The organism is Dissulfuribacter thermophilus (assembly GCF_001687335.1).
GTDB lineage: Bacteria > Desulfobacterota > Dissulfuribacteria > Dissulfuribacterales > Dissulfuribacteraceae > Dissulfuribacter > Dissulfuribacter thermophilus.
The window spans coordinates 1-22,991 of record NZ_MAGO01000006.1 but is presented as its reverse complement, the minus strand read 5'-3'; the positions used below and the strand labels follow the sequence as shown (position 1 = coordinate 22,991).

At 41.4% G+C, this 22,991-nt stretch carries 16 protein-coding genes and 2 pseudogenes; 11 read left to right on the top strand and 7 right to left on the bottom strand.

Going from position 1 to position 22,991, the window contains the following annotated elements; all coding sequences use genetic code 11:
- The 4 genes from DBT_RS06065 to DBT_RS06050 are packed head-to-tail and all read left to right on the top strand — an operon-like array spanning position 1 to position 6,437.
- Positions 1-2,022: a CHASE2 domain-containing protein gene (locus DBT_RS06065; RefSeq protein ID WP_067617839.1), complete on the top strand. Its 2,022-nt coding sequence runs from the start codon at positions 1-3 to the stop codon at positions 2,020-2,022.
- 18 nt (positions 2,023-2,040) lie between these two features.
- Complete coding sequence (locus tag DBT_RS06060; RefSeq protein WP_067617836.1) at positions 2,041-3,282, top strand: FecR family protein; 1,242 nt, start codon at positions 2,041-2,043, stop codon at positions 3,280-3,282.
- A complete protein-coding gene (locus DBT_RS06055) occupies positions 3,273-5,195 on the top strand; it encodes a hypothetical protein (RefSeq protein WP_067617833.1) in 1,923 nt (640 codons plus the stop codon). Before DBT_RS06060 ends, DBT_RS06055 begins: the two co-directional genes overlap by 10 nt.
- Before the next feature lie 12 nt (positions 5,196-5,207).
- Positions 5,208-6,437, top strand: coding sequence for a GAF and HD-GYP domain-containing protein (locus DBT_RS06050; protein ID WP_067617830.1), 1,230 nt, complete (start codon positions 5,208-5,210; stop codon positions 6,435-6,437).
- On the opposite strand, the gene DBT_RS06045 is transcribed toward DBT_RS06050, so the two are convergent.
- Positions 6,434-8,719 carry a GspE/PulE family protein gene (locus tag DBT_RS06045; protein ID WP_067617827.1) on the bottom strand — a complete coding sequence of 762 codons (2,286 nt, stop codon included), beginning with the start codon at positions 8,717-8,719 and terminating at the stop codon, positions 6,434-6,436. The genes DBT_RS06050 and DBT_RS06045 overlap by 4 nt on opposite strands.
- 340 nt (positions 8,720-9,059) lie before the next feature.
- On the opposite strand from DBT_RS06045, the gene DBT_RS06040 reads away from it, so the two are divergent.
- The 3 genes from DBT_RS06040 to gdhA all read left to right on the top strand — a co-directional run bounded on the left by DBT_RS06040 (position 9,060) and on the right by gdhA (position 12,140).
- Positions 9,060-10,220 carry a deoxyguanosinetriphosphate triphosphohydrolase family protein gene (locus tag DBT_RS06040; protein WP_067617824.1) on the top strand — a complete coding sequence of 387 codons (1,161 nt, stop codon included), beginning with the start codon at positions 9,060-9,062 and terminating at the stop codon, positions 10,218-10,220.
- A gap of 17 nt (positions 10,221-10,237) precedes the next feature.
- Positions 10,238-10,624: a hypothetical protein gene (locus tag DBT_RS06035; RefSeq protein WP_244155323.1), complete on the top strand. Its 387-nt coding sequence runs from the start codon at positions 10,238-10,240 to the stop codon at positions 10,622-10,624.
- 160 nt (positions 10,625-10,784) lie between these two features.
- Complete coding sequence (gdhA, locus tag DBT_RS06030) at positions 10,785-12,140, top strand: NADP-specific glutamate dehydrogenase (RefSeq protein ID WP_067617821.1); 1,356 nt, start codon at positions 10,785-10,787, stop codon at positions 12,138-12,140.
- A 23-nt stretch (positions 12,141-12,163) separates the two neighbouring features.
- Here gdhA and DBT_RS06025 read toward each other — a convergent pair whose 3' ends face one another.
- A complete protein-coding gene (locus DBT_RS06025; RefSeq protein WP_067617819.1) occupies positions 12,164-13,351 on the bottom strand; it encodes an NAD(P)-dependent malic enzyme in 1,188 nt (395 codons plus the stop codon).
- A 286-nt stretch (positions 13,352-13,637) separates the two neighbouring features.
- Here DBT_RS06025 and DBT_RS06020 point away from each other — a divergent pair, with 286 nt between their 5' ends.
- Positions 13,638-14,435: a hypothetical protein gene (locus tag DBT_RS06020; protein ID WP_067617817.1), complete on the top strand. Its 798-nt coding sequence runs from the start codon at positions 13,638-13,640 to the stop codon at positions 14,433-14,435.
- 226 nt (positions 14,436-14,661) lie between these two features.
- Here the strand turns inward: DBT_RS06020 and miaA are convergent, their stop codons facing one another.
- Together miaA and DBT_RS06010 are read right to left on the bottom strand one after the other, a co-directional pair.
- Positions 14,662-15,594: a tRNA (adenosine(37)-N6)-dimethylallyltransferase MiaA gene (gene miaA, locus DBT_RS06015; protein WP_067617814.1), complete on the bottom strand. Its 933-nt coding sequence runs from the start codon at positions 15,592-15,594 to the stop codon at positions 14,662-14,664.
- A 50-nt stretch (positions 15,595-15,644) separates the two neighbouring features.
- A complete protein-coding gene (locus DBT_RS06010) occupies positions 15,645-16,319 on the bottom strand; it encodes a tRNA1(Val) (adenine(37)-N6)-methyltransferase (protein WP_083186668.1) in 675 nt (224 codons plus the stop codon).
- Between the two features lie 306 nt (positions 16,320-16,625).
- Here DBT_RS06010 and DBT_RS06005 point away from each other — a divergent pair.
- A pseudogene (locus DBT_RS06005) lies at positions 16,626-16,889 on the top strand (rhodanese-like domain-containing protein); the annotation flags it as partial.
- Between the two features lie 199 nt (positions 16,890-17,088).
- Positions 17,089-17,817, top strand: coding sequence for a sulfite exporter TauE/SafE family protein (locus DBT_RS06000; protein WP_067617808.1), 729 nt, complete (start codon positions 17,089-17,091; stop codon positions 17,815-17,817).
- Here the strand turns inward: DBT_RS06000 and DBT_RS05995 are convergent.
- From DBT_RS05995 to DBT_RS05985, 3 genes are all read right to left on the bottom strand, one after another.
- Positions 17,773-18,801, bottom strand: coding sequence for a DUF4340 domain-containing protein (locus DBT_RS05995; protein ID WP_067617805.1), 1,029 nt, complete (start codon positions 18,799-18,801; stop codon positions 17,773-17,775). The genes DBT_RS06000 and DBT_RS05995 overlap by 45 nt on opposite strands.
- A gap of 3 nt (positions 18,802-18,804) precedes the next feature.
- Positions 18,805-21,234 (bottom strand): Gldg family protein, encoded by a 2,430-nt coding sequence (locus DBT_RS05990; protein ID WP_067617802.1) that lies wholly within the window; start codon positions 21,232-21,234, stop codon positions 18,805-18,807.
- 125 nt (positions 21,235-21,359) lie between these two features.
- Complete coding sequence (locus tag DBT_RS05985) at positions 21,360-22,097, bottom strand: ABC transporter ATP-binding protein (RefSeq protein WP_067617799.1); 738 nt, start codon at positions 22,095-22,097, stop codon at positions 21,360-21,362.
- Between the two features lie 349 nt (positions 22,098-22,446).
- Between DBT_RS05985 and DBT_RS05980 the strand changes: the two are divergent.
- Positions 22,447-22,991: pseudogene (locus DBT_RS05980) on the top strand (hypothetical protein); the annotation flags it as partial.

The window sequence follows — 22,991 nt, the reverse complement described above, 5'->3', positions numbered from 1 at the left end:
ATGGCTATTCAGCTAACTCACTGGTCTCTCAAGAGATTAATATATTTAAAGATAGGGATCCTCGTTCCAATCATAACATTGATATTTGCACCGACCACAAAACTTGGGGAAATCACCAATCTGGCTTGGATCGATCTTCTTTTCACCCTTAGAGGTATAAAATCTCCACCTAGAGATATTGTCATAGTCGCCATTGACGAACCGTCATTTCAATACTTGGGAAGGCAATGGCCTTGGCCACGGAGTTTGCATGGAAGACTTGTACGGAAATTAAAAAAGGCAGGTGCCAAGGTAATTGCCTTTGATATCATGTTCACAGAACCATCTAGGTACCCCAATGATGATAAAACCTTTGCACAGGACCTAGCTTATGCTGGAAATGTCATTTTAGGAGCAAGCATTACCCAAGTCCAACGAGAAGGTTATACGCAAATATTCTTTACTGATCCATTGGAGATACTGTCAAGAGCAAGTGCTCAAACTGGATTGGTAAACTTTTTCCCTGATCCAGACGGAATTATACGCCATGGAAGGTTGTTTATTTCTGAATATCCTTCACTTGCTTATGCAACTTACTTCCAACAGAAAAAATCAATTAAAAATAGATCTACCAACTACAACCCAGAAAAAAATCCTTTTTTAATCGATTTTTCCGGGCCTTCGGGTGTCATAAAAACCGTATCCTATTATCAGGCCCTAAATATGGAAGAATTTCTTCCTAAAAATTTTTTCAAAGATAAGATTGTATTTGTTGGATTTGCCTCAGAAGCAGCAGTTGAAGTCTCAAGAGGTGCAGTAGATGCATTCCCCACTCCATTCTTTAGATTCAGCAAAAAGGCTATGTTTGGAGTGGAAATCCACGCCAACGCACTAAATACCATCTTATCAGGTTTCCCTTTAAGAGAAATAGATTTCAAATGGCTTAAGTTCATATACGCTCTAATTGCATTGGTCCCTTTGTTCGTCAGAAGATACCCTTTAATGCTCACAGGCACTGTGGCTGCACTGATCTGCACTATGATATTCACGTCCGTCAGTCTTTTTTTCTATAAAGGACTCGTCCTTAATATAGGTGTTGCCCTTTTAGCCACAATATTTGGCGGATTGTGGTGGGGCTTATCTGGTTATCTTCTTACTTTTGAAGAAAAGAAAGAAATACGACGGGCCTTCGATAGGTATGTACCTCGAGCTGTGATAGAAGAAATTCTCAAAAATCCCCAGCTGTTGCATCTAGGTGGTCATAAAACAGAACTTACAGTGCTCTTTGCCGATATTAGGGGGTTTACATCTCTTTCTGAAACACTCGACCCAGAGCAACTCGTATATCTCCTTAACAATTATTTGGACCATATGACAGAACGCGTATTTAAAAATCACGGCCTTTTAGACAAATACATAGGGGATGCAATAATGGCTGTATTCGGTGCCCCTGTTCCACGTGATGATCATGCTTACCGTGCTTGTAAAACAGCTCTAGAAATGCTTTCATGCCTTGAGATGGTGGGTAGTATCTGGGAAAAACGAGGCCTCAAACGCCCTAAAATCGGCATAGGAATTAATACAGGACAGATGGTCATTGGCAATTTTGGTTCCCATAGGAGATTCGATTACACAGTTATCGGAGATGAAGTCAATCTTGCATCAAGACTCGAAGGATTGAACAAATTGTATGGGACATCCATAATAATAGGAGAGAATACCCAACGATATGTAGACAAAAAATTTTTATTCAGGGAGCTGGACCTTGTTAGGGTAAAGGGTAAAAAACTGCCTGTTAGGATATTTGAACTCATTAAAGAGGGGGAGGCAGACAGCGAACTCACAACTCTGTTATCAAAATTTAATAAGGCATTGGAATATTACAGAAAAGGAAATTGGTCTAAGGCCTTGGAGGCATTTCAAGAAATTTTGACCATTAAACCAAATGATGGCCCATCGAAACTCTTTTTTTCAAGGTGTGAAATTCTATTAAAAAACCCGCCAAAGACATGGGATGGTATCTGGACCATGAAAACTAAATAATGAGTTGGGAGCAAGATAATGAAATGGGCAATTCAATTAATCTTCAATTACCTCCTCCCTTCATTCCTTATCTGTAATACAGCATGGGCGGGAATCAAGGCAGGCGAAGTGGTTTGGATTAAAGGGACATTAGAGGCATCATATGATCGGGGCACGAGTTGGAACGCAATAAAATTACATCAGGAGTTGACTCAGGGCATCTGCCTTAGGGTTTCCAAAGACAGTGAAGCTGCCATTCTCTTAAGAGATGGATCTCAAATACGTCTACGTCAAAGATCAATTTTTTGTCTCAAACAGGCAGGCCCAATTCCAGATACAGACATTTCAAATAAAGGTGTTTATCAACTCCATAGAGGCTCTCTTTGGTTCAGAAACAAACGAAGGGTACCAAAACCGATATTTGAAACTCCAGTCGTTACCGCAAGTATAAGAGGAACAGAAATGGCCGTAACCGTTGCTGATAAAACTGGGGACACACAGGTTGTGGTACTCGAGGGGACAGTTCGATGTTCCAATGAACTTGGAGAAGGCATAATAAAAAGGGGACAGATGGCCACAATAATAAAAGGAAAAGGACCTGATATAGTAAAAATTCTCAATCCAGAAGACTCTGTACAGTGGTTACTCCTTACTCCTAAAATCACAGGCCCATCTGATTTAACCGCCAAAGGCAGTGAGGCAAAGGCTATTGCCATGGCAAAAACAGCTCTAGATCTTCTCATAAGGAATAGGGCTAATGAAGCACTTGCCACAGTTCAAAAGGCTGAGGAGCTATCTAAACTGCCTGCAGCAGTACACGTTGCAAAGGCGACCATCCTCCAATCTTTTGGCAAACTGGATGAGGCCCTAGTGGAAGCTAAACAGGCATTAAAAATTGATCCACATTCCATACCTGCATTGTTAAGGACAGTTGAACTCTTTTTAGGACTAGATAGGATAGAGGAAGCAGAATCACTCCTCAATAATTTTGACGCTAGTGCTGACCCTAGGATTTACCTACAAAAAGGATATATTTGTCTTATAAAGCTTGATTCGGTCAAGGCAGCAAAATACTTCAAAAAGGCCTTGAGCATGCGTCCAGATCTTGCTTCTGCCCATCTAGGTCTTGGACTCGCCCTCTATTACCAGGGAAAAACTAATGAAGGTTTAGAGAGCATGGAACGGGCATGTCTTCTAGAACCCCTTTCTGCATACCCACATTATTACCTTGGCAAGGCACACATGGACTTGGAGAAAGAAAAGAGGCTGAGGTGGAATTGAGGCGAGCAATAGAATTAGATCCACTTGACCCAACTCCTTATCTCTATCTTGCTACCATATTCACTGATCAATACAGGGCAGGAGAAGGTATTTTGGCCCTACAAAAAGCAATTGACCTAAACGATAACCGTTTGACTACGCGTTCCAGATTCTTACTAGATCAAGATAGGGCATTAAAAAATATAAGCCTTGCCTGGTCTCTTGCCTTTATGGGCCTCCATGAGTGGGCAAAAGCCATTGGCGATTGGGCAGTATGGAATGACCCCACCAATAGCAGCGCCTATCTATTCAGGGCTTCAGAGTCAGTCCACCTCAGACAAGTGGGAGCAGACACCCTAGGAGATGTCAAACGGGCACATTTATTACAGCCTGTAAACGCCAACACTTTCATCACCTATACAGATTATCAGGAACTGCTGGAACAACCCTCTTTCAGAGGGAGTAGCCTAGTGGATATAGGAACTGACGAGACAGTTAAAACTAGGGCCTTTCTCCAGGGTGGCCAGGGTAAGATGGCAGTATTTGTAGACGCCAACTATTTTACTACAGATGGTCCAAAGACTGAAACAGGAAATCGTGGAGAAAACACCTTAATAAGAATTAAGTACGCTGTCTCTCGTCAGCATCAATTCTTGTTTGAAGGCCTTGCGGGACACAGAAATGAAGAAGATCTAAGTATCTTGCAAAATGGCTATGCCAGCCCAAACCATCATGTGGTGCACGGGGACTATTGGCAAGGGCAGATTGGTTATCATTGGAGACAGGCACCTGGAAATGATTTACTTTTATCCTTACAAATAGATGGCTTGGATACTAACGGTCTAGACGAATCAAGTGATACAATCATCCTTTCAGGGTTTGGCCCAACCTCGTTGATCACCAGATCCAGCCTTGATTTTTATAGAAAGGGCATAAGAGGCGAGGCAATACAGTTTCTGAGAGTAAATAACCACAGACTTTCAATAGGAGGGGCACTAGAAGACTTATTTGTATCGGAATTTTTCAATCATTCTCGAAAGTTTGGCATATTAATGGTTAATGCACTAAATTCTTCAAATATTAAAAACCACATGCGAGAGTTTCGGGCATATATAAGAGATATTTGGAAGATATCTCAGAATTTAATAATTGACAGTGGCATTTCTGTTTGTAACATGGATGGAGTGTGGCAAGCCTCTGATGGCTCTTCCTTGGAACGAAAAGAGATATTACCACACATAGGAATTTCTAAGAAAATCGGCATCAAAGACACTGTAAGAACGGCCTATTTTCAAGAAATCCAACCTCACTATTTGAGTGGAACCCTTCAACCAATTGAAGTTGCAGGTTTTTCAAGGGTTAGTGGTGTAACGCCTGGAACATGGTCATGGTTTTATGGTCTTGGGTGGGATAGGATCTGGAGCAAAAAACTATTTTCCCGAATGGAGATTTTCAAACTCTACAGGCGCTATCCCAATCAATTTATGCCATGGGCATTTAGTAACCTCTCCTGGAAGGACGAACAGGATACCTCCTTTAGGCTCACTCTTGAATCTCTTTTAAACAAGAGGACCTCTGTATCTATTTCTTTTGGAGTAACAAAGTTGAAGCCTAAAACCGATTATGAGAGACTAGATTATGACGTGGGAGCTCGACTTACCTGGGTACATCCAAAGGGTTGGAGAATTCAGGGTGCTGTATGGTATGTAGATCAAAAAGAACAAAGACACACTAACAGTGCTGTAGGTGACAATTTCACTATTCTAAGCATCTCTCTTGAAAAGAGCCTTTTTGACAAAAAAGCCCTATTTTTTACCAGGTTGGAGAATATCACAGACCAACAATATAGGTATTTGCTCACTGAGCCAACTGATGCTACCCAATTGCCTTGGCAAAGAAAGCTGTTTGAACTGGGCGTTCAGTGGAATTTTTGATACGATACCAAAATGAATAAAACAAATAAGGATTTAAATTCAGTAATAAAAATTTCCCATGAAATCTCTTATATCAAGGACCTTGACGTCCTCCTTGAACGAATCCTAACAGAGGCCAGACTGCTTACAAATTCTGACGCTGGATCAATATACATAAAAGAAGGTGACAACTTAAAGATTAAATACACACAAAATGATACAATACAAAAAAGGCTAGGAGTTAACAAAAAATTAATTTATTCTAGTTTTTCTATTCCAATTAACAATCAAACGATCTCTGGGTATGTGGCTGCTACAGGTAAAACTGTAAACATAAAAGATGCATATTCAATTAGTGCCACTCATCCTTTTAGGTTCAATCCAGAATACGACAAGCTGAGTAATTACAGGACAGTCTCTGTTCTTAGTTTTCCATTGAAGACATATAGGAATGAAGTGATTGGAGTCTTACAACTCATAAACGCCAAGGACGAGACAGGGCAAATTCGACAATTCTCTATGGAAGAAGAACAATTAGTTTTACACTTTGCAATGAATGCTGCGGTTGCTGTGGAACGTTCCATGCTGACTAGGGAGATGATTCTCAGAATGATAAAGATGGCTGAACTCCATGATCCAACAGAGACAGGGGCGCATGTAAACAGGGTTGGAGCCTATTCAATCGAAATATTTGAGCAATGGGCCTTGAAACAAGGAATGAACTACCAGGAAATACAGCGCAAAAAAGATATCTTGAGAATGGCGGCCATGCTCCACGATGTAGGTAAGATAGCAATATCAGACAGGATACTCAAGAAACCTGCTAAACTGACTGAGAAGGAGTATGAACAGATAAAAAAACACACCTACTTCGGGGCAAAGCTTTTCTTGGACAAATGGTCTGAGTTTGATGAAGCAGCCTATGAGATTTCATTAAATCATCACGAAAGGTGGGACGGCAGAGGCTATCCAGGACATATTGATCCGAAGACCGAAAAATATCCACACGATCGCGTAGATTCCTATGGTAGACCAATTGGTAAAAAAGGCTCAGAAATCCCTGTATTCGCTAGAATAGTTGCCATAGCCGATGTATACGACGCCTTGAGCTCTAAGAGGTGTTACAAAGACCAATGGGATGAAGAAAAAGTGCTAAACGTCATGAGGACAGAGGCTGGTAAACAATTTGATCCTGAAATGATAGATGCCTTTTTCGAGTGCCTAGAAATCCTCAAGTCCATACGTTTACAATACCCTGACTAAACAAGGCAGACCTTTCGAACATTTACCATATCAGTGTAACCTTGAATAATCTTATAGATTCCATCTTGCTTTAAGGTACGCATTCCTTCTTTAATTCCTTGCTCTAGAAGCCTTTCCACTGGGGCCTTTTCTACAATGAGTCTCTTTATCTCTCTTGATCCTACCAAAAGTTCGTGGATGGCGATCCTGCCTCTATAACCAGTGTTGTTGCATTTTGGACAGCCCCCTGCCCCCATCAGTCTAAAATCATCATCATATGATATGTCTAACTCATCAAAATAGTCATGGCCATATTCAGCCTTTATGAGCGCAAATTCTTCTTTAGTTGGATGATAGGGACGCTTACAAGATGGACACAGGGTCCTAACTAATCTTTGAGCCAATATTCCAAGGATTGCGTCTGCAAAATTTAGTGTATTTACTCCCATATCCAGGAGACGGGTAATGGTTTCTGGAGCGGAGTTAGTGTGTAGAGTGGACAAAACCAAATGCCCTGTTAAAGATGCCTCAAGCGCGATATGGGCAGTCTCCTCATCTCTCATTTCTCCCACCATAATGATATCTGGATCACCCCTTAGAAAGGATCGCATTGCAGCAGCAAACGTGTATCCAATCTGTGGCTTTACCTGCACTTGTCTAAGACCATGCTGGGTAATCTCTACAGGGTCCTCTGCGGTCCATATCTTTTTCTCAGGTTTATTGAGATGACCAAGAATTGAATGGAGAGTTGTAGTCTTTCCACTGCCAGTAGGCCCGACAACGAGAATTATTCCATAGGGTTTTTGAATTATATTCAACAACTTTTCCAAGTTTCTTGGCGAAAAATTCATTTTTTCCAGTGGAATAGGCTTTCCTGCACTCAAGATTCGCATGACTGCGTCTTCAAGACCACATACTGTTGGTGTTATTTCTACTCGAAGCTCTATATCTTTTGAACCATACCTGAGTTTGATCTTCCCAGACTGAGGAAGACGCTTCTCTGAAATGTCCAAATTACTCATTATTTTAATCCGGTTCACCACTGCCCTTGTATGCGTCGATGGTATATCAAGATATTTATAACAGACGCCATCTCTACGAAACCGCACTTCTGTTGGCATTTTTCCAGGATAAGGCTCAATATGAATATCAGAAACGCCTTGATCATAGGCATCTTTTATGATCCTGGTAACGAGTTTTACCACGGCTGGGGCGTCTTCATTTAATAAATCTTCCTCAGACGGCGTATTATCGCTTTCAAATTCAATTCCTCCTTCATCCATCTCTTCTAAAAAGGAATCAATGGAAGATCTTTCAAAAGATGGAACGTCTCCAGCACTGCATTCGATAAAACGCAGAATATCCTCTCGTATGCCAACGACTAGTTTTATGTCCCTGCCAAGGCCAGCACATCTGATCTCATTTCTCTTTTCTAGATCAAAAGGGTCGTCAACCAATACGGTTACTGTTTTCCCCTCTTTTTTAAGAGGTATCCAGAATCGTTTTTTCAAATATTTTACATTAAGGCCCTGTAGCAATTCTGATGATATGATGATTTGATCTGAAAACTCTATAAATTCCGTATCATAAAATCTAGAAAGTGCCTTTCCCAACTCACTTTTATCAACTCCAAATTCATGTAATAATACATAACTTACGTCTTTTTTAATCGCATCAGTATTGCTACGAGCTAGAGCTATTGCCCTATTAAGCTCATCACAACTAATAATATTTTTTTGCAATAAATAGTCAAACTTATTAATCTTTCGATGAATTCTCTTTTGATTGTATATTGCTACGGCTAACCCTTTAGAAATATGTTTTAATAAATTAACATCTTCATCGGAAAATCCTAAATGAGATCTTTTATTTAGTAATTGAACTACCCCCTGAAGGTACTTTTCTTTGATTACAAGTGGGGCGGCCAGTACAGACCTTGTCCTGAAACCAGATTCCAAATCCCAACTGGCATCAAAGTGTAGACCCGGGTAGTCGATTTGATAGTTATTTTGGTAAACATCTTTTATATTTATTATTTTTCCAGTAGTGGCCACATAACCTGCAATACTCATTTTATTCAATGGAACCCGAATTTCGTCGGGAGTACGTCCTGTTTTAAAGTAAGAAAATAATTCCTTTGTGGCTACATCTACTGCATACACAGTTATTCTCTCGCAATCAAAGACCTCAAGTAACTGATCTTTCAAATGAGACATTATTTCCATTAAATTTTCAGCCTGATTTAGACTGATTGTGATCTCATTGATCTTTTTTTCTCTTTTATAAAGATCCTTATATTTCATTCCTCGATTTTCTCCTCGATCTGGTTCCAAAATTGCCTAATAGTTAGCCCACATTTTGCAAAAAAGATCCAACATTTTGGTGAAGTGACTTAGAATTGAAGAATCTAGCTCATAACACATTTTAACTAAAACAAGTTTTTCAAGAAAGATATTATATTCAAGAAATTGTCATTAAAAGAAAAAACATCGCCAAAACATTTTTCATTGTTTTTAAAGTATAAAGTTGGCAGCAAGGATTAATAATAATATAATCTAAAATATCATCTTCTTTTCCTAAATGTCGTGTAATTATTTGTCTATTACAGGAAATCTCTCATAGATTCCTTGGAAGGAAATTTACATGGATGTCCAACTCTGGAAAAAAAGGCTTGAAGCCGAAGAAAAGAAAAGACTTTCACCCTTTGCAACCCTCAGCCTCAATGCCCAGAGAGAACGGGATGAAGAAACCGTCAAGCAAGACCACAGGACAGCCTTTTCAATAGATACAGACCGAATACTCCACTCATTGGCATACACTCGTTATATAGACAAAACACAGGTCTTTTCCCTAATTCCAAACGATCACATTACTCACAGGGTCTTGCATGTACAGATAGTTTCACGGATTTCAAGGAGTATTGGGAGATTCTTAGGGCTTAACGTCGATCTCATAGAGGCCATAAGCCTAGGACATGACATTGGCCATCCTCCATTTGGTCATGATGGAGAACAGTATCTGTCTAAAATCTGTCATTCCCATGGAATAGGATACTTCGTCCACAGTTGTCAGGGGGTAAGATTTCTGAGAGATGTAGAACGTAAAGGAAGAGGATTGAATCTAACCTTACAGGTACTCGATGGAATTTTATGCCATGATGGAGAAAGGCACCAAAGAGAAATCAGCCCAATACGGGGAAAGACCTTCAGCGACCTCTTAAAAGAAATGGAAGAAAAGGAGCAGAATCCTCAAAAAGATTTCGTCCCAACAACTCTAGAGGCATGTCTTGTTAGAATGACCGATGTTATAAGTTATATAGGGCGAGATATAGAAGATGCAATTCGTCTTGGCCTTATTGATAGAAAAGATATACCAAAAGAATGTAGGGATCGCCTTGGTGATACAAATGGAAAAATTGTTTATAACCTGGTGGAAGACCTCATCCAAAACAGCTTTGACAGGGACACTATCTCCTTTAGTAAAGAAGTTTCAGAAATCTTGAAAATCCTACGTGCTTTCAATATGGAGAGAATATATCTCAATCCCCTTATAAAGACCCAGGCAAAAAAGATTGAAAATCTGTTTCAATACCTATTTGAACGTCTTTTGGAGGATGTCAAAACATTCAATAAAAGTAGCCCCATAGTCTGTGATTTCTTAAACGGTATGAACACCCGCTACATGGATTCCACCAAACCAGAAGAAAAGGTAAGAGACTTTATCGCGGGTATGACCGATGCATATTTTCTCAGAATAGCTAGAGAAATGCTAATCCCTGAAATGCTTCCTGCAAAGTTTAAGTAAGAAATGTTGAGTTAAATATGGCGATTAAAGTAAAAGTTTTAAAAGAAGTCCCAGGCCTATATAAGATTATTCTTCTCTACCAATTTAGGCGGACCCCTGGTGTCTATTTTGACCTGGTCCCACGGTCAGCCTTCAAAGAAATCAGTGCCATAGATAGGGTGATTCATGAAGCTGGAGCTATGTCTCCAGGTCCTGTGGGAGATGTCGAAAGCCCCTGGTATATGCATCCAAACCAGGACGACAATTTAGTGGTCCTTTACGGGACAAGACATGTAGAACTCTACACTAAAAAACACGGTAAAATTGAATATTTTAAAGTAAGTCCTAACGAGATCTGGCACCAAAGTCAGCTAATTTATGATGGTCCAGCCCTCCTTTCCTGGCCAAGGGGGTGTCTTTCATAGAATCGTCAGCGGACCAAAAGGATCTGCCTCTATGAATCTTGCAATACACTATCCTGGAATAGATCCCAAGACCAACTTCAACATCTATGATCTAAATACTGAAACAGGCGAATTCACTGTTATACGTGAGGGTTTTAGGGACCAACACTAAGGAGATAAAATGGCTGCTGTATGCCTGTCCGAGGGGCTACATACATTCATTAAGGGCATCAAAGAAAGACACCCTGGTGATAGGGAATTTCACCAAGCAGTCTTTGAAGTGGCGCAAGACATCATCCCTTTTATGGACAAGAACCCTATTTACCGAGAAAAACGCATTTTTGAGCGGCTCACAGAGGCCGACAGGATCATAATATTTAGGGTGACATGGGAGGATGATCAAGGTGTAATACACACTAATAGAGGCTACAGGATCCAGCACAGTAATGCCATTGGTCCTTATAAAGGAGGGATACGTTTTAGAGCCCCTCTCAGACTCAGTGTGCTTAAAGCCCTTGCCTTTGAGCAGACCTTCAAAAACAGCCTTACTGGCCTACCTATGGGTGGTGCAAAGGGAGGTGCCAACTTTAATCCAAAAGGGAAATCAGACCGTGAAATAATGAAATTTTGCCAGCAATACATGACTGAGCTCAGTCGCTATATTGGCCCCAATCTTGATATTCCTGCAGGAGATATTGGGGTAGGAGAGCGAGAAATAAGCTACATGTTCGGTCAATATAAAAAGATAAAAAACGAATTTTCAGGTGCCCTCACCGGAAAGGGAGTGTCTTTTGGAGGGAGTCTCATTAGAAAAGAGGCCACAGGATACGGATGCGCCTATATGCTTGAATTTGTACTTAAAGAACAAAACCAACGACTTGAAGGAAAATCCGTGGCTGTTTCAGGGGCGGGTAATGTGGCAATACATGCCATTGAAAAATTGGTTAACAAAGGTGCAAATGTAATCACTGTTTCTGATTCTTCAGGGTTTGTATATGCCCCAAAAGGCCTAGCAGAAAAGGACGTAGAGGAATTAAAGATACTCAAGTTTGAAAAGAGGGGAAGGATATCTCAGTTCGCTAAAGACAGAGGTCTAAGATACTTTTCCGGCAAAAAGCCTTGGGCTGTACCCTGTGATATCGCCCTTCCATGTGCCATTCAAAATGAAATTAGTGACTCTGATGCAAAGACTTTAATAATGAATGGCTGTAGATTCTTTCTAGAGGGCGCAAATATTCCGTGTACGCCTGAGGCAGTTCACACAATTATGGCCTCAAAACGCGTTTTCATACCTGGTAAGGCCGCAAATGCTGGAGGTGTGGCAGTCTCAGGATTGGAGTTGACCCAAAACAGTATGAGACTTTCCTGGACAGAGGAGGAGTTAGACCTGAGACTAAAAGAAATCATGGCAGACATACATGCGACAATTGTCAAATATGGAAGAGAACATGATGGCTATGTAAACTATAAAAAAGGAGCCAATATCGGAGCATTTTTAAAGGTGGCAGATGCAATGCTAAGCTGCGGAACAGTCTAGCATGTTTGAGACAACCAGTTGGCCTATTCTGTCAGGTCCCCCATGTTAGCAGCACGAAAAACAGCAATTGATACCATCTTTACTATATCTTCATTTAGGACACTTGGTATAATTCTATCTGGAGTTGGATCTTCCACGCATGCGGCAATCGCCTTTGAAGCTGCCAATTTCATCTCATTCGTTATACGCTTTGCCCTTGCATCTAATGCCCCTCTAAATATTCCTGGAAATCCCAAAACATTATTGACCTGATTGGGAAAATCACTCCTTCCTGTGGCAACGATTGCTGCTCCAGCCTCAAGCGCATCTTTAGGGTTGATCTCTGGATCAGGATTTGCCAGGGCAAAGACAATTGGATCGTGATTCATCTTGGATATCAGACTCTTATCCAGAATATTTCCTTTGCTCACCCCAATAAAACAGTCTGCTCCACTCAGGGCCTCTTCTAATCCACCTTTAATATTACGGGGATTTGTGTACATCAAGATCTCCTCCTTGGGCCTATTCAAATCTTCTCTGTCCCTATGAATAATGCCCTTACTATCTACACATATTACTTCTTTGACCGTAATACACGATGTACCTTCATGGCCCACACACCTCAACAATCTTGCAATTGCAATACCTGCGGCTCCAGCACCGCAGATTACGACTTTTAGGTCTTCAAGGCTCTTTCCAAGACATTTTACAGCGTTCATGAGGGCCGCAAGGACCACTATGGCAGTTCCATGTTGATCGTCATGAAATACAGGGATGCCAAGGTCTTGCAGGGCCTCTTCTACTAAAAAACAACGTGGAGCAGCTATATCCTCAAGGTTGATGCCTCCAAAAACAGGGCAAATCCTTCTGACAGTCTCTACGATCTCTTCCGGATCTTTCGTGGCCAAGCAAATTGGAAAGGCGTCTATATTGGCAAATCTTTTAAAAAGCATGGCCTTTCCCTCCATCACAGGGAGAGAAGCCTCTGGACCAATATCTCCTAATCCAAGTACGGCAGAACCATCAGTTACGATACCTACTGTATTTGCCTTTATCGTATAGTTCCAGACTTCTTCCAAATCCCTTTTAATAGCCCTGCATGGTGCAGCTACACCAGGAGAGTAGAGAAGGCTCAAATCACGTAAATTTTTAATCTCGGCCTTTGCTCTTACCTCAATTTTTCCCCTCAGTTTCCTGTGAAGATCCAAGGCATCATTATAAATCTGGTCCATTTTTACCCCTATGAGTCTGAGACATTTTTTTCCACCTCCTTTAAGATGAAGAGCGACACGCCAGCAAAGGAAAAGGAAAAAGAACTCATTAACAGTTATAGAGTAAGCATGGAACTACGTACCGTAAACCCTATGGCATCGACAAATTTGTCGAGCAAATACTGATTTCGTCGACTGGATGCCACCATTCACAACTAATAACTTATTGTTATTACTAACAAATTACAGTTGGCACATTCCTTGGATTTAAATATAGACAAAAAACAAAATAAAGGAGGTTTCAGAGATGAAACAATTAACACTTTTAACAGCCATTTTTTCCTTAATGATCTTCTCAAACGCCTTTGCCACAGGACCAATGAGCAGTGGAACAGGTCAAATTGCCACTGGCATGGGGCATGCTTACAACATGCGTAATGTCATGGGCCCCCAAGTGTATCCTGATGTTTCAGTAGACATCAGCAATGATCTCTTCATCAATCCTCGTACCTTTTCACAGATGGCTGGTGGTATGCATTTTGTGGATGAAAACGGTGACGGAATCATTGACTATGCCCAGAACACCCCTTACTTTGAACAGCTCGGAATCGGACCTTTTGTCGACCAAAACGGTGACTCTATCCACGATGAATTTCAAACCATCGGCTTCTATAGGGCCGTTGGCATGAGAAATTTCGTCGATATCGATGGCGACGGACTCTGCGACAACTATGAAGCCAATCCATTTGCAACAAATGCCACTCAAAACCTTAGAAGAGAATTCGGTCCACAGCATTATGCAATGTTCCAGGTAAATACAGATGATGACCTATTTGTTAATCCTGAAAGATTCAGACAGATGACAATGGGATTGAACTTTGTGGATGAAAACGGTGACGGAATCTGCGACTACGCCCAGAACACCCCTTACTTTGAACAGCTCGGAATCGGACCTTTTGTTGACCAAAACGGTGACTCAATCCACGATGAATTTCAAACCATTGGCTTCTATAGGGCCTTTGGCATGAGAAACTTCGTCGACATCGATGGCGACGGACTCTGCGATAACTACGAAGCCAATCCCATAGCTTCCTCTATTCAGTAAATTACTCCCTCCCTCATCCTCAAACAGGGGCACACCTAAGGTGTGCCCCTCATTTTGCTATACCAAATGTAGTGTTCTAAATGGGACCATTCCCAGTTTGTCCCATTTTCTATATGTATGGCTATCTGATGGCTTTGTCTTATCTGCCAATTTCCCCTTGGCCAACCTACACAGCATCCATGCAACCCCCCTCAGCCCCTACGAGGGCTTTGGGCCTTTGGGTGTATCATCCATTGATAAACCGCCAAAGATCAGCTCTACCCAAAAAGGCATCTGGATGAAACCACTTTATTTGTGAGTCCCTTCTAAACCATGTCAGTTGTCTCTTGGCATAATGCCTCGTATCCCTTTTGATCTCATAAATGGCCCTTTCCAAGGATTTCTTACCCAAGATGTAGTCGATTACCTGCCTATATCCAAGGGATTGCAGAGGCTTAAGATTAGGACTATATCCCATTTCAAGAATGGCTTTTACTTCCTCTAAAAATCCCATTTCAAACATCTGTTCAACCCGTTGTTCTATTCTGTTGTAGAGCTCATCTCTTGGGCGAATAAGACCTATTTTAACAAGACAATCGAACCTTCTAGGAAACGGTCTATTTTCCCGGCAGATTTTTGAAAAGGGTTGTCCCGTGAGAATAAACACCTCAAGGGCACGTATAATTCTAAAATAATCGTTTTTGGCTAGCCTTTTAGCGGTATCTGGATCAAACTGACTTAGACATCTAAAAAGAAAGCCTCTACCAAACCTGCTCTCCAAACTTCGCAGCCAGTTTCTCAGAGGAGGATTTCCTTTAGGAAGGGGGGTTAGGCCCTCAACAAGGGCCCTCAAATAAAATCCAGTTCCACCAACAAATATTGGGACCTTTCCATGGGTCTCAAGTTTTTTTGATATCTTGAGAGCGGCTTCGATAAAGTCTGCTGCGTCAAAGGGATCATCGGGATATAATATGTCTATCAAATGATGGGGTACCCTTTTTCGCTCTTCAATCGTAGGCTTGGCTGATCCTATGTCCAGGTACTTATAGATTTGAACTGAATCAAAATTTATAATTTCTCCTCTAATTTCATCGGCCAGGTTGAGACTAAAGTCCGTTTTTCCTACGGCCGTCGGCCCAAGAATGGCAATCCATGGAAATTTGACCAATTTTTTATTCATATGTTTAAATACCTAAATCCTAAAATTGGCGAGTCAGCCTGAATAGTGTGCTAAATAAATAGTGGAGGCAGCACCCTGAGCCCACCCTTCCTTGCATCCTTAATTGCATCAACCAGAAACATACGGGCCTCATCATTGGGACCTGGGTGTACATTTCTAATTCGCTTGGGCTCAAGTCTGGCTTCTACTAGTTCATGAAGTAAGATGCCCGCTCTATCAGCTGGATATATCATGAAGATATGGCCACCAGGACACAATAGGTATCTGATGGCCTTGACCAGTGAATTAAGGTCCAACAATATCTCATGGCGAGACAGGGCCTCTTGGGCTATTGGGCATAGCCTTCCTGTTAGGGGATCCCTATAAGGGGGATTTGTAACAATCACTTGAAAGCTCCCTGCCTCAAATATCTCCCTGGCCTTGGTTATATCCCCATGGATTATTTCCACCTGGTGGGAAAGATCATTGCGTTTTACATTTTCCCTGGCAATTTCATATAACTGTCTTTGGATCTCTATACCAACGATCTTGAGATTAGGATAAAGCCTTGCAAGACAAAGGGCAATAACACCACAACCTGTACCTATATCCAATAGTCTGCCCTCTTTGGGTGCGCGCACAAAGTTTGTTAGCAAAATGGAGTCCACAGAAAATCTGTATCCTTCCCGTGGCTGAAGGATATTCAATTGGAAATCTCTTAAATAGGTATCAGAAAACTTTTCCAAAGCTAACTCCTTTAATCACAAATTATGAATTCCTATATCCTATAAGGCAAATGATACAGGGTGTAAGCCAGGCTCACTATAACAAGTGCTTGTTGCGAACTAGTGCAGCCAAGGAGTAATCTTTTAAAAAGTATCCCATAATAAATAAAATTTTTTCCACTTTCATTCCATAATGATATTAATTGATTCTACAAAATCAGTACTTAAGGAATTTTGGCGTGGATTGTAATTTGAAATTCCTGATTTATCTTCACAATATTGCGTGTTAAAACCGCTCAGCCTTGCAATATAAAGGGGGTAATCTGAATGTTTTTTTTAAAGAAGCTCTTTTCCTCAGTAAAGACTATCTCCAGCCAAGAGGCCATGGAACTCATTTCAAAGGCAGATCCCAATGAGATCCAAATTGTTGATGTTCGTCAGCCCAAAGAGTATGAAAAAGGCCATATTCCCAGAGCATATCTCATGCCCCTTTCAGAACTATCTCAAAAGGCAAAGGCATTGGATCCGTCTAAGACCACGATAGTCTACTGAAACTCAGGGGCAAGAAGTAGGGCAGGTGCCCAGATATTTTCCTCTCTTGGATTTAAAAAAGTCTACAGCTTATCAGGCGGCATAAAGGCATGGATGGGAGAAAAGGCCTTTGGCCCAGAGACCAATGGATAAAAGCCCATTGAAGATGGCCACACTATTTAGGATAATATTTGCCATATTAAAAAATGATGGGAAAATTTTCTGTTCTCTAGAATTGTCTCATTAGGGAATAGCTCGAATGATAGAAGAACTAAATTATCTGGTTACGCTTCCCATATCATTCTTTGCAGGATTAACGCAGGGACTTACTGGTTTCGGCTCTGCCCTGGTGGCCATGCCCTTTTTTATTCAAATACTTCCTGCAAAACTCGCAGTGAGCCTATCAATTTTAAACGGATTACTTATTACGACCATACTGACTATTAGGCATAGATCAGACGTAAAGTCTGAAAACATATTGCCACTGATCATAGGATCCATACCTGGGATCTTTTTAGGAGTAAGCTTCTTGAGGTATGCGGATGAGATACTCATAAAACGCATACTAGGTGCAATCATCATTTCGTATTCCATTTATTCCTTATCCAAAAAAAGGACTCTAAACAAGCGTCTGTCACGTATTTGGGGAATAGTTGCAGGCTTTCTCACAGGCATAATTGGGGCAAGTTTCAGTGCAGGAGGCCCCCCGACCATTATCTACGTGACCTTGAGTGGTTGGAAAAAAGACGAAATAAAGGGGACGCTTTCTGCCTTCTTTCTCTTCACGGGAATATTCATTTCAACGGGTCATCTATTTACTGGTATATCGAATAAAACCACCTATTTTCTTTTTCTCCTAAACGCCCCCTTTATACTTTCCGGTGTTTTTTTAGGCATGAAGGCATACAGGGCAATACCTTATGCAATCTATCTAAAAATAGTCCTAGTTTTGCTCTTGGCTATGGGATGCCTCCTCCTTTTTTTCTAAGACTGGTCCTGTTTGAATCTTATGGATGAGATCACTGGATACCTCAAAAATTACCCCTCTATTGTCTCGTATCCATCCAACCTTCTTTTCTTTATCAATCTTACCGATGTGTATAATTTTTAGGCCCTTTGTCCTATAATGTATGGTGAATCTGCCAAAGTTTTCTCCGCTGCTGAGTCCAAAGTCTTTAATCTTGGAAGGATCTCTTACGCTCTTAGCATAGAGTGGAAAGATAGACCTTAAGAATTCCTTTGCCTTATCCTCATCAATGGATATTTGAGCCCCATCTTGTACCAGAAGCCATTTTCCCTTCTCACTCGTTTCATTGCCACTAGACGTCAGACTCCACACTTCATCAGAAGTAGAGTAAGAAACCCCTTCAACCTCACTTGAATCGTCTTTTATCACACCCAGATCAATCCATGATGTTGGACTTGGATTTTGTGCAGCCCTTTCCTGCCAGATCTCCACAAGACTCAGCATGTTTTTCCTGACTATTAGGACACTATCATCATCCACTTTTCTAACAAAGGATGTACCCCATGCCTCACCTCTCTTACCTACCAATATGTGGCAAATGACTCGATCTCCACTCTTTAGCTCCAAATGAAGGGCATTTTTGTCTCCAATCAAAAAGGTATCAAAGTGATCTTCACCCTTTGCCCTTTCCTCCCCCCTGAGACCTCTGAGTGATTCAAGGAGTCTTTTGACCCTGCTTTCCTGACAGGGGGCTAGAAAAGAGGTGCCATCTTCATAAACTTCTATCCAATAGGAATGATCTTTTTTTACAATATGGAAGGGATGTCCTGATTTGTCTTTTGGGGTCCAAACCTTAATACTATCTATGGAATCAATATCAAATTCAGGGATGACTTCCTCGAACAATTCATTTGGTTCCACATGATGGGGCCTTTTTTGAATGAAATAAAGTCCAATAACCAATATGAACACCACACTGAGGATGACAACATGGCTCTGCTTCATTTACTACCTCCCTTCACAAAGCAATCTATTTTTCTTTCTACTTATGGCCCTGAATATACCGTATAAAATCCAAAGTACTGGCATGAAAAATACAGTGAATAAACGCCACATGAGCTTTTCTTTTGTGCTCACTGGCCTTATGAAACGCTGCACTTGGGTCTTATTCCTAATGTGAATCAGCTCTTCACCAAGACTTAGGGCATCAACACTATTCAACAAAAATACAGGATTCCCCATGGCCATGATGGCTGTATCTGAAAACATCTCAGAACATCCAACTACCAGAAGCCTCGATGGTTTAGAGGTAACTTGCTGGTTGCGATTAGGGTCTTTTTCAGTCTCAGTTTCATTATCGGTCTTGTCAGATGCCCATTTGGGTACCTTCTTGCCTTCAAATGGGTCAGGGAATTTCCCTTCAAGGAGCACTGCCAAGGGATATGACTTCAACTGCCTTGTATTTGGTGGACTCAGATCCCTTTGAGTCAATGGTCCAAAATGAAAATCCCTTTCCCATGCACCTGGACTCGATTCAAAAAGGACGGTTTTCGTAACACCATATTTTTTTAGAAGATCGTCATCTACTGAAACAGGGCTCCCCCAGAGATACAAGAGGCCAGCAATCGAATTTGTAATGGAAAGATCTTTATTCATCTGATCTGGCAAGACCTGTATCTGGACTGGATAGTTTACTGGAGTCTGAACTAACGCCGTAAACATGCCTATTTGACGTTGACTAGTCACATGGAGAGTGACATGTCTGGTGTCAAAAAACATCTTTTCACCTATTTTGAGACCAAATGGACTGATCAAATCATTGGTCTCTTGAAGGGACTTTTGTGCATGGAGCTCTGGCCCATTTGGTCCTTCACTATAGGAATAGGTATAGCTCTGACCAGCGATAAATACAGGCTTACCAGACCTCAGAAATCTGTAGATCTCAAAACGCGCTCTATCACTCATTTTCTCAGGGGCGATAATCATAACTAGCCTAGCATCGTCTGGGATAGGAGTATCCTTTGTAATCTTTTGCTTAACAACTTCGTAGCCCTGAGACTCAAGTATTTCCACGATGCGCTGAAATCTATCCATTTCCTGCGGTGGGCGTCCTGCCTGCCTCAGCATTTCGGCGAGCTTTGGATCCATAGAAGAATTTGGAGTTATGAGGACGATCTTTGGTTTTGAGGTCAAGGTAAGCCTATAGATCCTGCTAACGAGGTCATATTCAAGGCTTCCTAGAGAATCCGGAACAACTTGTGGTATTATCTCTTCTTTCTTATCGAGATAAGCGACTGATATTGCCGAATATATCCGTTTTATATTGAGGGCGTCATGCTCAATGGTCTGGGCACTAAAGGGTAGAATCCCCTTTTTGTGTATGTCCTCGATTTCATCAGGTATGTCTTCTGGATTCACAATCTTGTATGAAAACTTTGGGGAAAGCCTTTTTAATTCCTCAAGGATGTCTCCAACATCCCTTGGCATATCTTTCATGGGAGTTGGAAGTTTATCTTTTGGCGATACATAGTAGGTAACGCGAATTGGCACTTTTAGTCTTTCAAAGACCCTTTTGGTTGCAGGGGAGACTGTAAAAATTTTGTCCTCTGTCAAGTCCATTCTGCCAAGGTGCATATCCCTAAAAATGCCGTTTAAAAAGATCCCAATACCAATAAGGAGGATGCAGCCAAAGGCAAACCCCTTGGTGGTACGCATCCTAAGATAACCCTCTAGGGTGAATACGTTGATAAGGAGAAATATGACGGAAAAGACAATGAAATAAAGACAGTCGCCTATATCAATTATTCCCTTGGAAAATGAATTAAAATGGCTAGAGATACCAATTGTCTCCCTTAGAAAAGTTCCCAGCCCGGGAATCCAACCATCAATAAATGCGCTGATGAATTCAAGACCCGCAAGAAAACAACTAAATCCCACTACAAGGGATATGATGAAGGCAACTATCTGGTCTTTGAAAAAGGCAGATACGGCCATCCCAAGAGATAGGAGAAATGCGAGCAAAAGAATGCTCCCAAGATAGCCTCCAAAAATTGGTCCTGGGTCTGGATCGCCTAGGACAATCAACATAATTGGAATAACGAGGGTACTCAAAAGGGCTAGAATTCCAAAGGCAAATGAGGCTAAAAACTTTCCCAAGACCAGCGAAATGCTATTTGTGGGTAGACTGAAAAGTAGGGAAAGCGTACCGTTCTTTCTTTCCTCTGCCCAAAGTCTCATTGTTATAGCTGGAACGAATACAATCAAAATCAAGGGCAGGGAGGAAAAAAAAGGCCTCATAGTGGCGACACCTGACAGGAAAAAGGTGGTCATGAATAGGCCACAGGTGACCAATAAAAAGACTACTATAAAGCAGTATGCGATAGGAGAATTAAAGTAGCTCCTCAGTTCCCTTTTGGCTACGTTCAACCACTGGCTCATAAATACCTCCTTCCAGCTTGGTCCTGTATACTGCAAAGGTCCACACTCTTATGGCCCTAAGGATTATGGTCTAAAATCCTGCGATCACTAAAAGTGACAAAATTTTTCGCATTTTCATGCAGGATCTAGCTATGGTGAATAAGGGTGGTAAATACCTTTTCGAGGTCTGCCTGCGCCCTCGATAATTCTTGAATTGGAAAATCAGGGGCCAACTCTTGTATTGGACCATCTGCCTTAATACTGCCCTCACTAATTATCACTACTCTATCACTCAGGGCTACGATCTCTTGAATGATGTGAGAGCTATAGAGTATAGCCTTCTCCTTTGCTAGATCTTTAATGAGGTCTCTGATTTCTATGATCTGTAATGGGTCAAGTCCGCTAGTAGGTTCATCAAGAATTAGAACTGGAGGATCGTGAATCAGGGCTTGGGCCAGCCCTACCCTCTGGCGATATCCCTTGGATAGTTCTCCAATGGGCGTACACCACTTCTTTTTTAGGGCACAACGATCCTTCACCCATTCAAGACGATCTTTTAGAAGACTATTCTTGAGGCCTCTGCCCCTCGCCACGAAATCAAGATATTCTCTGACCTCCATGTCATCGTAGAGTGGAGCCCTTTCAGGGAGATATCCGATATTTGCCCTCACCTCTTTGGGATTTTTTTCACAATCAAAACCTGCAACCATTGCCCTGCCACTTGTGGGCACGATCTGCGTGGCAAGGATCTTCATCAAAGTTGTCTTGCCAGCGCCATTTGGACCAAGAAGTCCTACAATACGCCCCTTTTCAACATTAAAACTGCAATTTTTTACTGCCTGAAAGCTGCCATAATTCATAGAGATATTTTCAAGTTGGATCATGACCAATGCCTCCGAGACCGTGGAGTCTTGAAAAAGCCAATAGGATAAGCCTTCAAAGAGTACTTCAATGCATACTTTCCGTACTCCCAAATATGTAAGCGGTCAAAACTCGCCCCTATTACGAGGTGGAAAGATCGATGGACGTACTCCCTGTTCGTCGAGCGACCGATCATATGAGACCTTCCCCTCTGTGGGCGCCAACATATATGGAAGAACGACGACACGTAAAGAAGACTAATTAGCTCAAGAAATTTGTCAAGTTCCTCACATAGTTCCCAACCATTACGTTTTCCCTCTTGATAAGACCCAGCCTTATCTGTTAAAAACACTAAAAAAGAGAGGTAACAAAATGCGATATTTTACTATTTTATTGAGCTTAATATTATTATTCTCATATTCAGGTTGTAAGGGGAACAACTCTCATGAACCCAAAAAGGTGGCCTCTAACAACAACGCTGTTCCACCGGCCAAACTTCACTCAAAGGTAATCGAGGGAAAGGTATTAGAAGTCTTAAATGTCCCAGGATATACATACCTTAATCTCAATACTGGAAACGAAAAAATTTGGGTTGCAATCCCTGAATCAAAGGTTGAAAAAGATTCTATAGTAAAAGTTCTTCCAGATATGGAACTAAGAAACTTTACAAGCAGGACACTCAACCGTACCTTTGAAAGGATCATTTTTGCCACAGGGATAGTTGGCGCCCACACCAATAACCATTCTAAAGCCTCTACCAATCCACACGCCGCCATGCCATCATCTTTGACCAAGAAGACAGAATCACTTGAAATCCCCAAGGGATTCCATGTGGACAAGGCAGAGGGAGAAAATGGCTTTACTGTGGCAGAAATCTACCAAAAACGAAAAGAACTCAACAAAAAAACTGTCCGGGG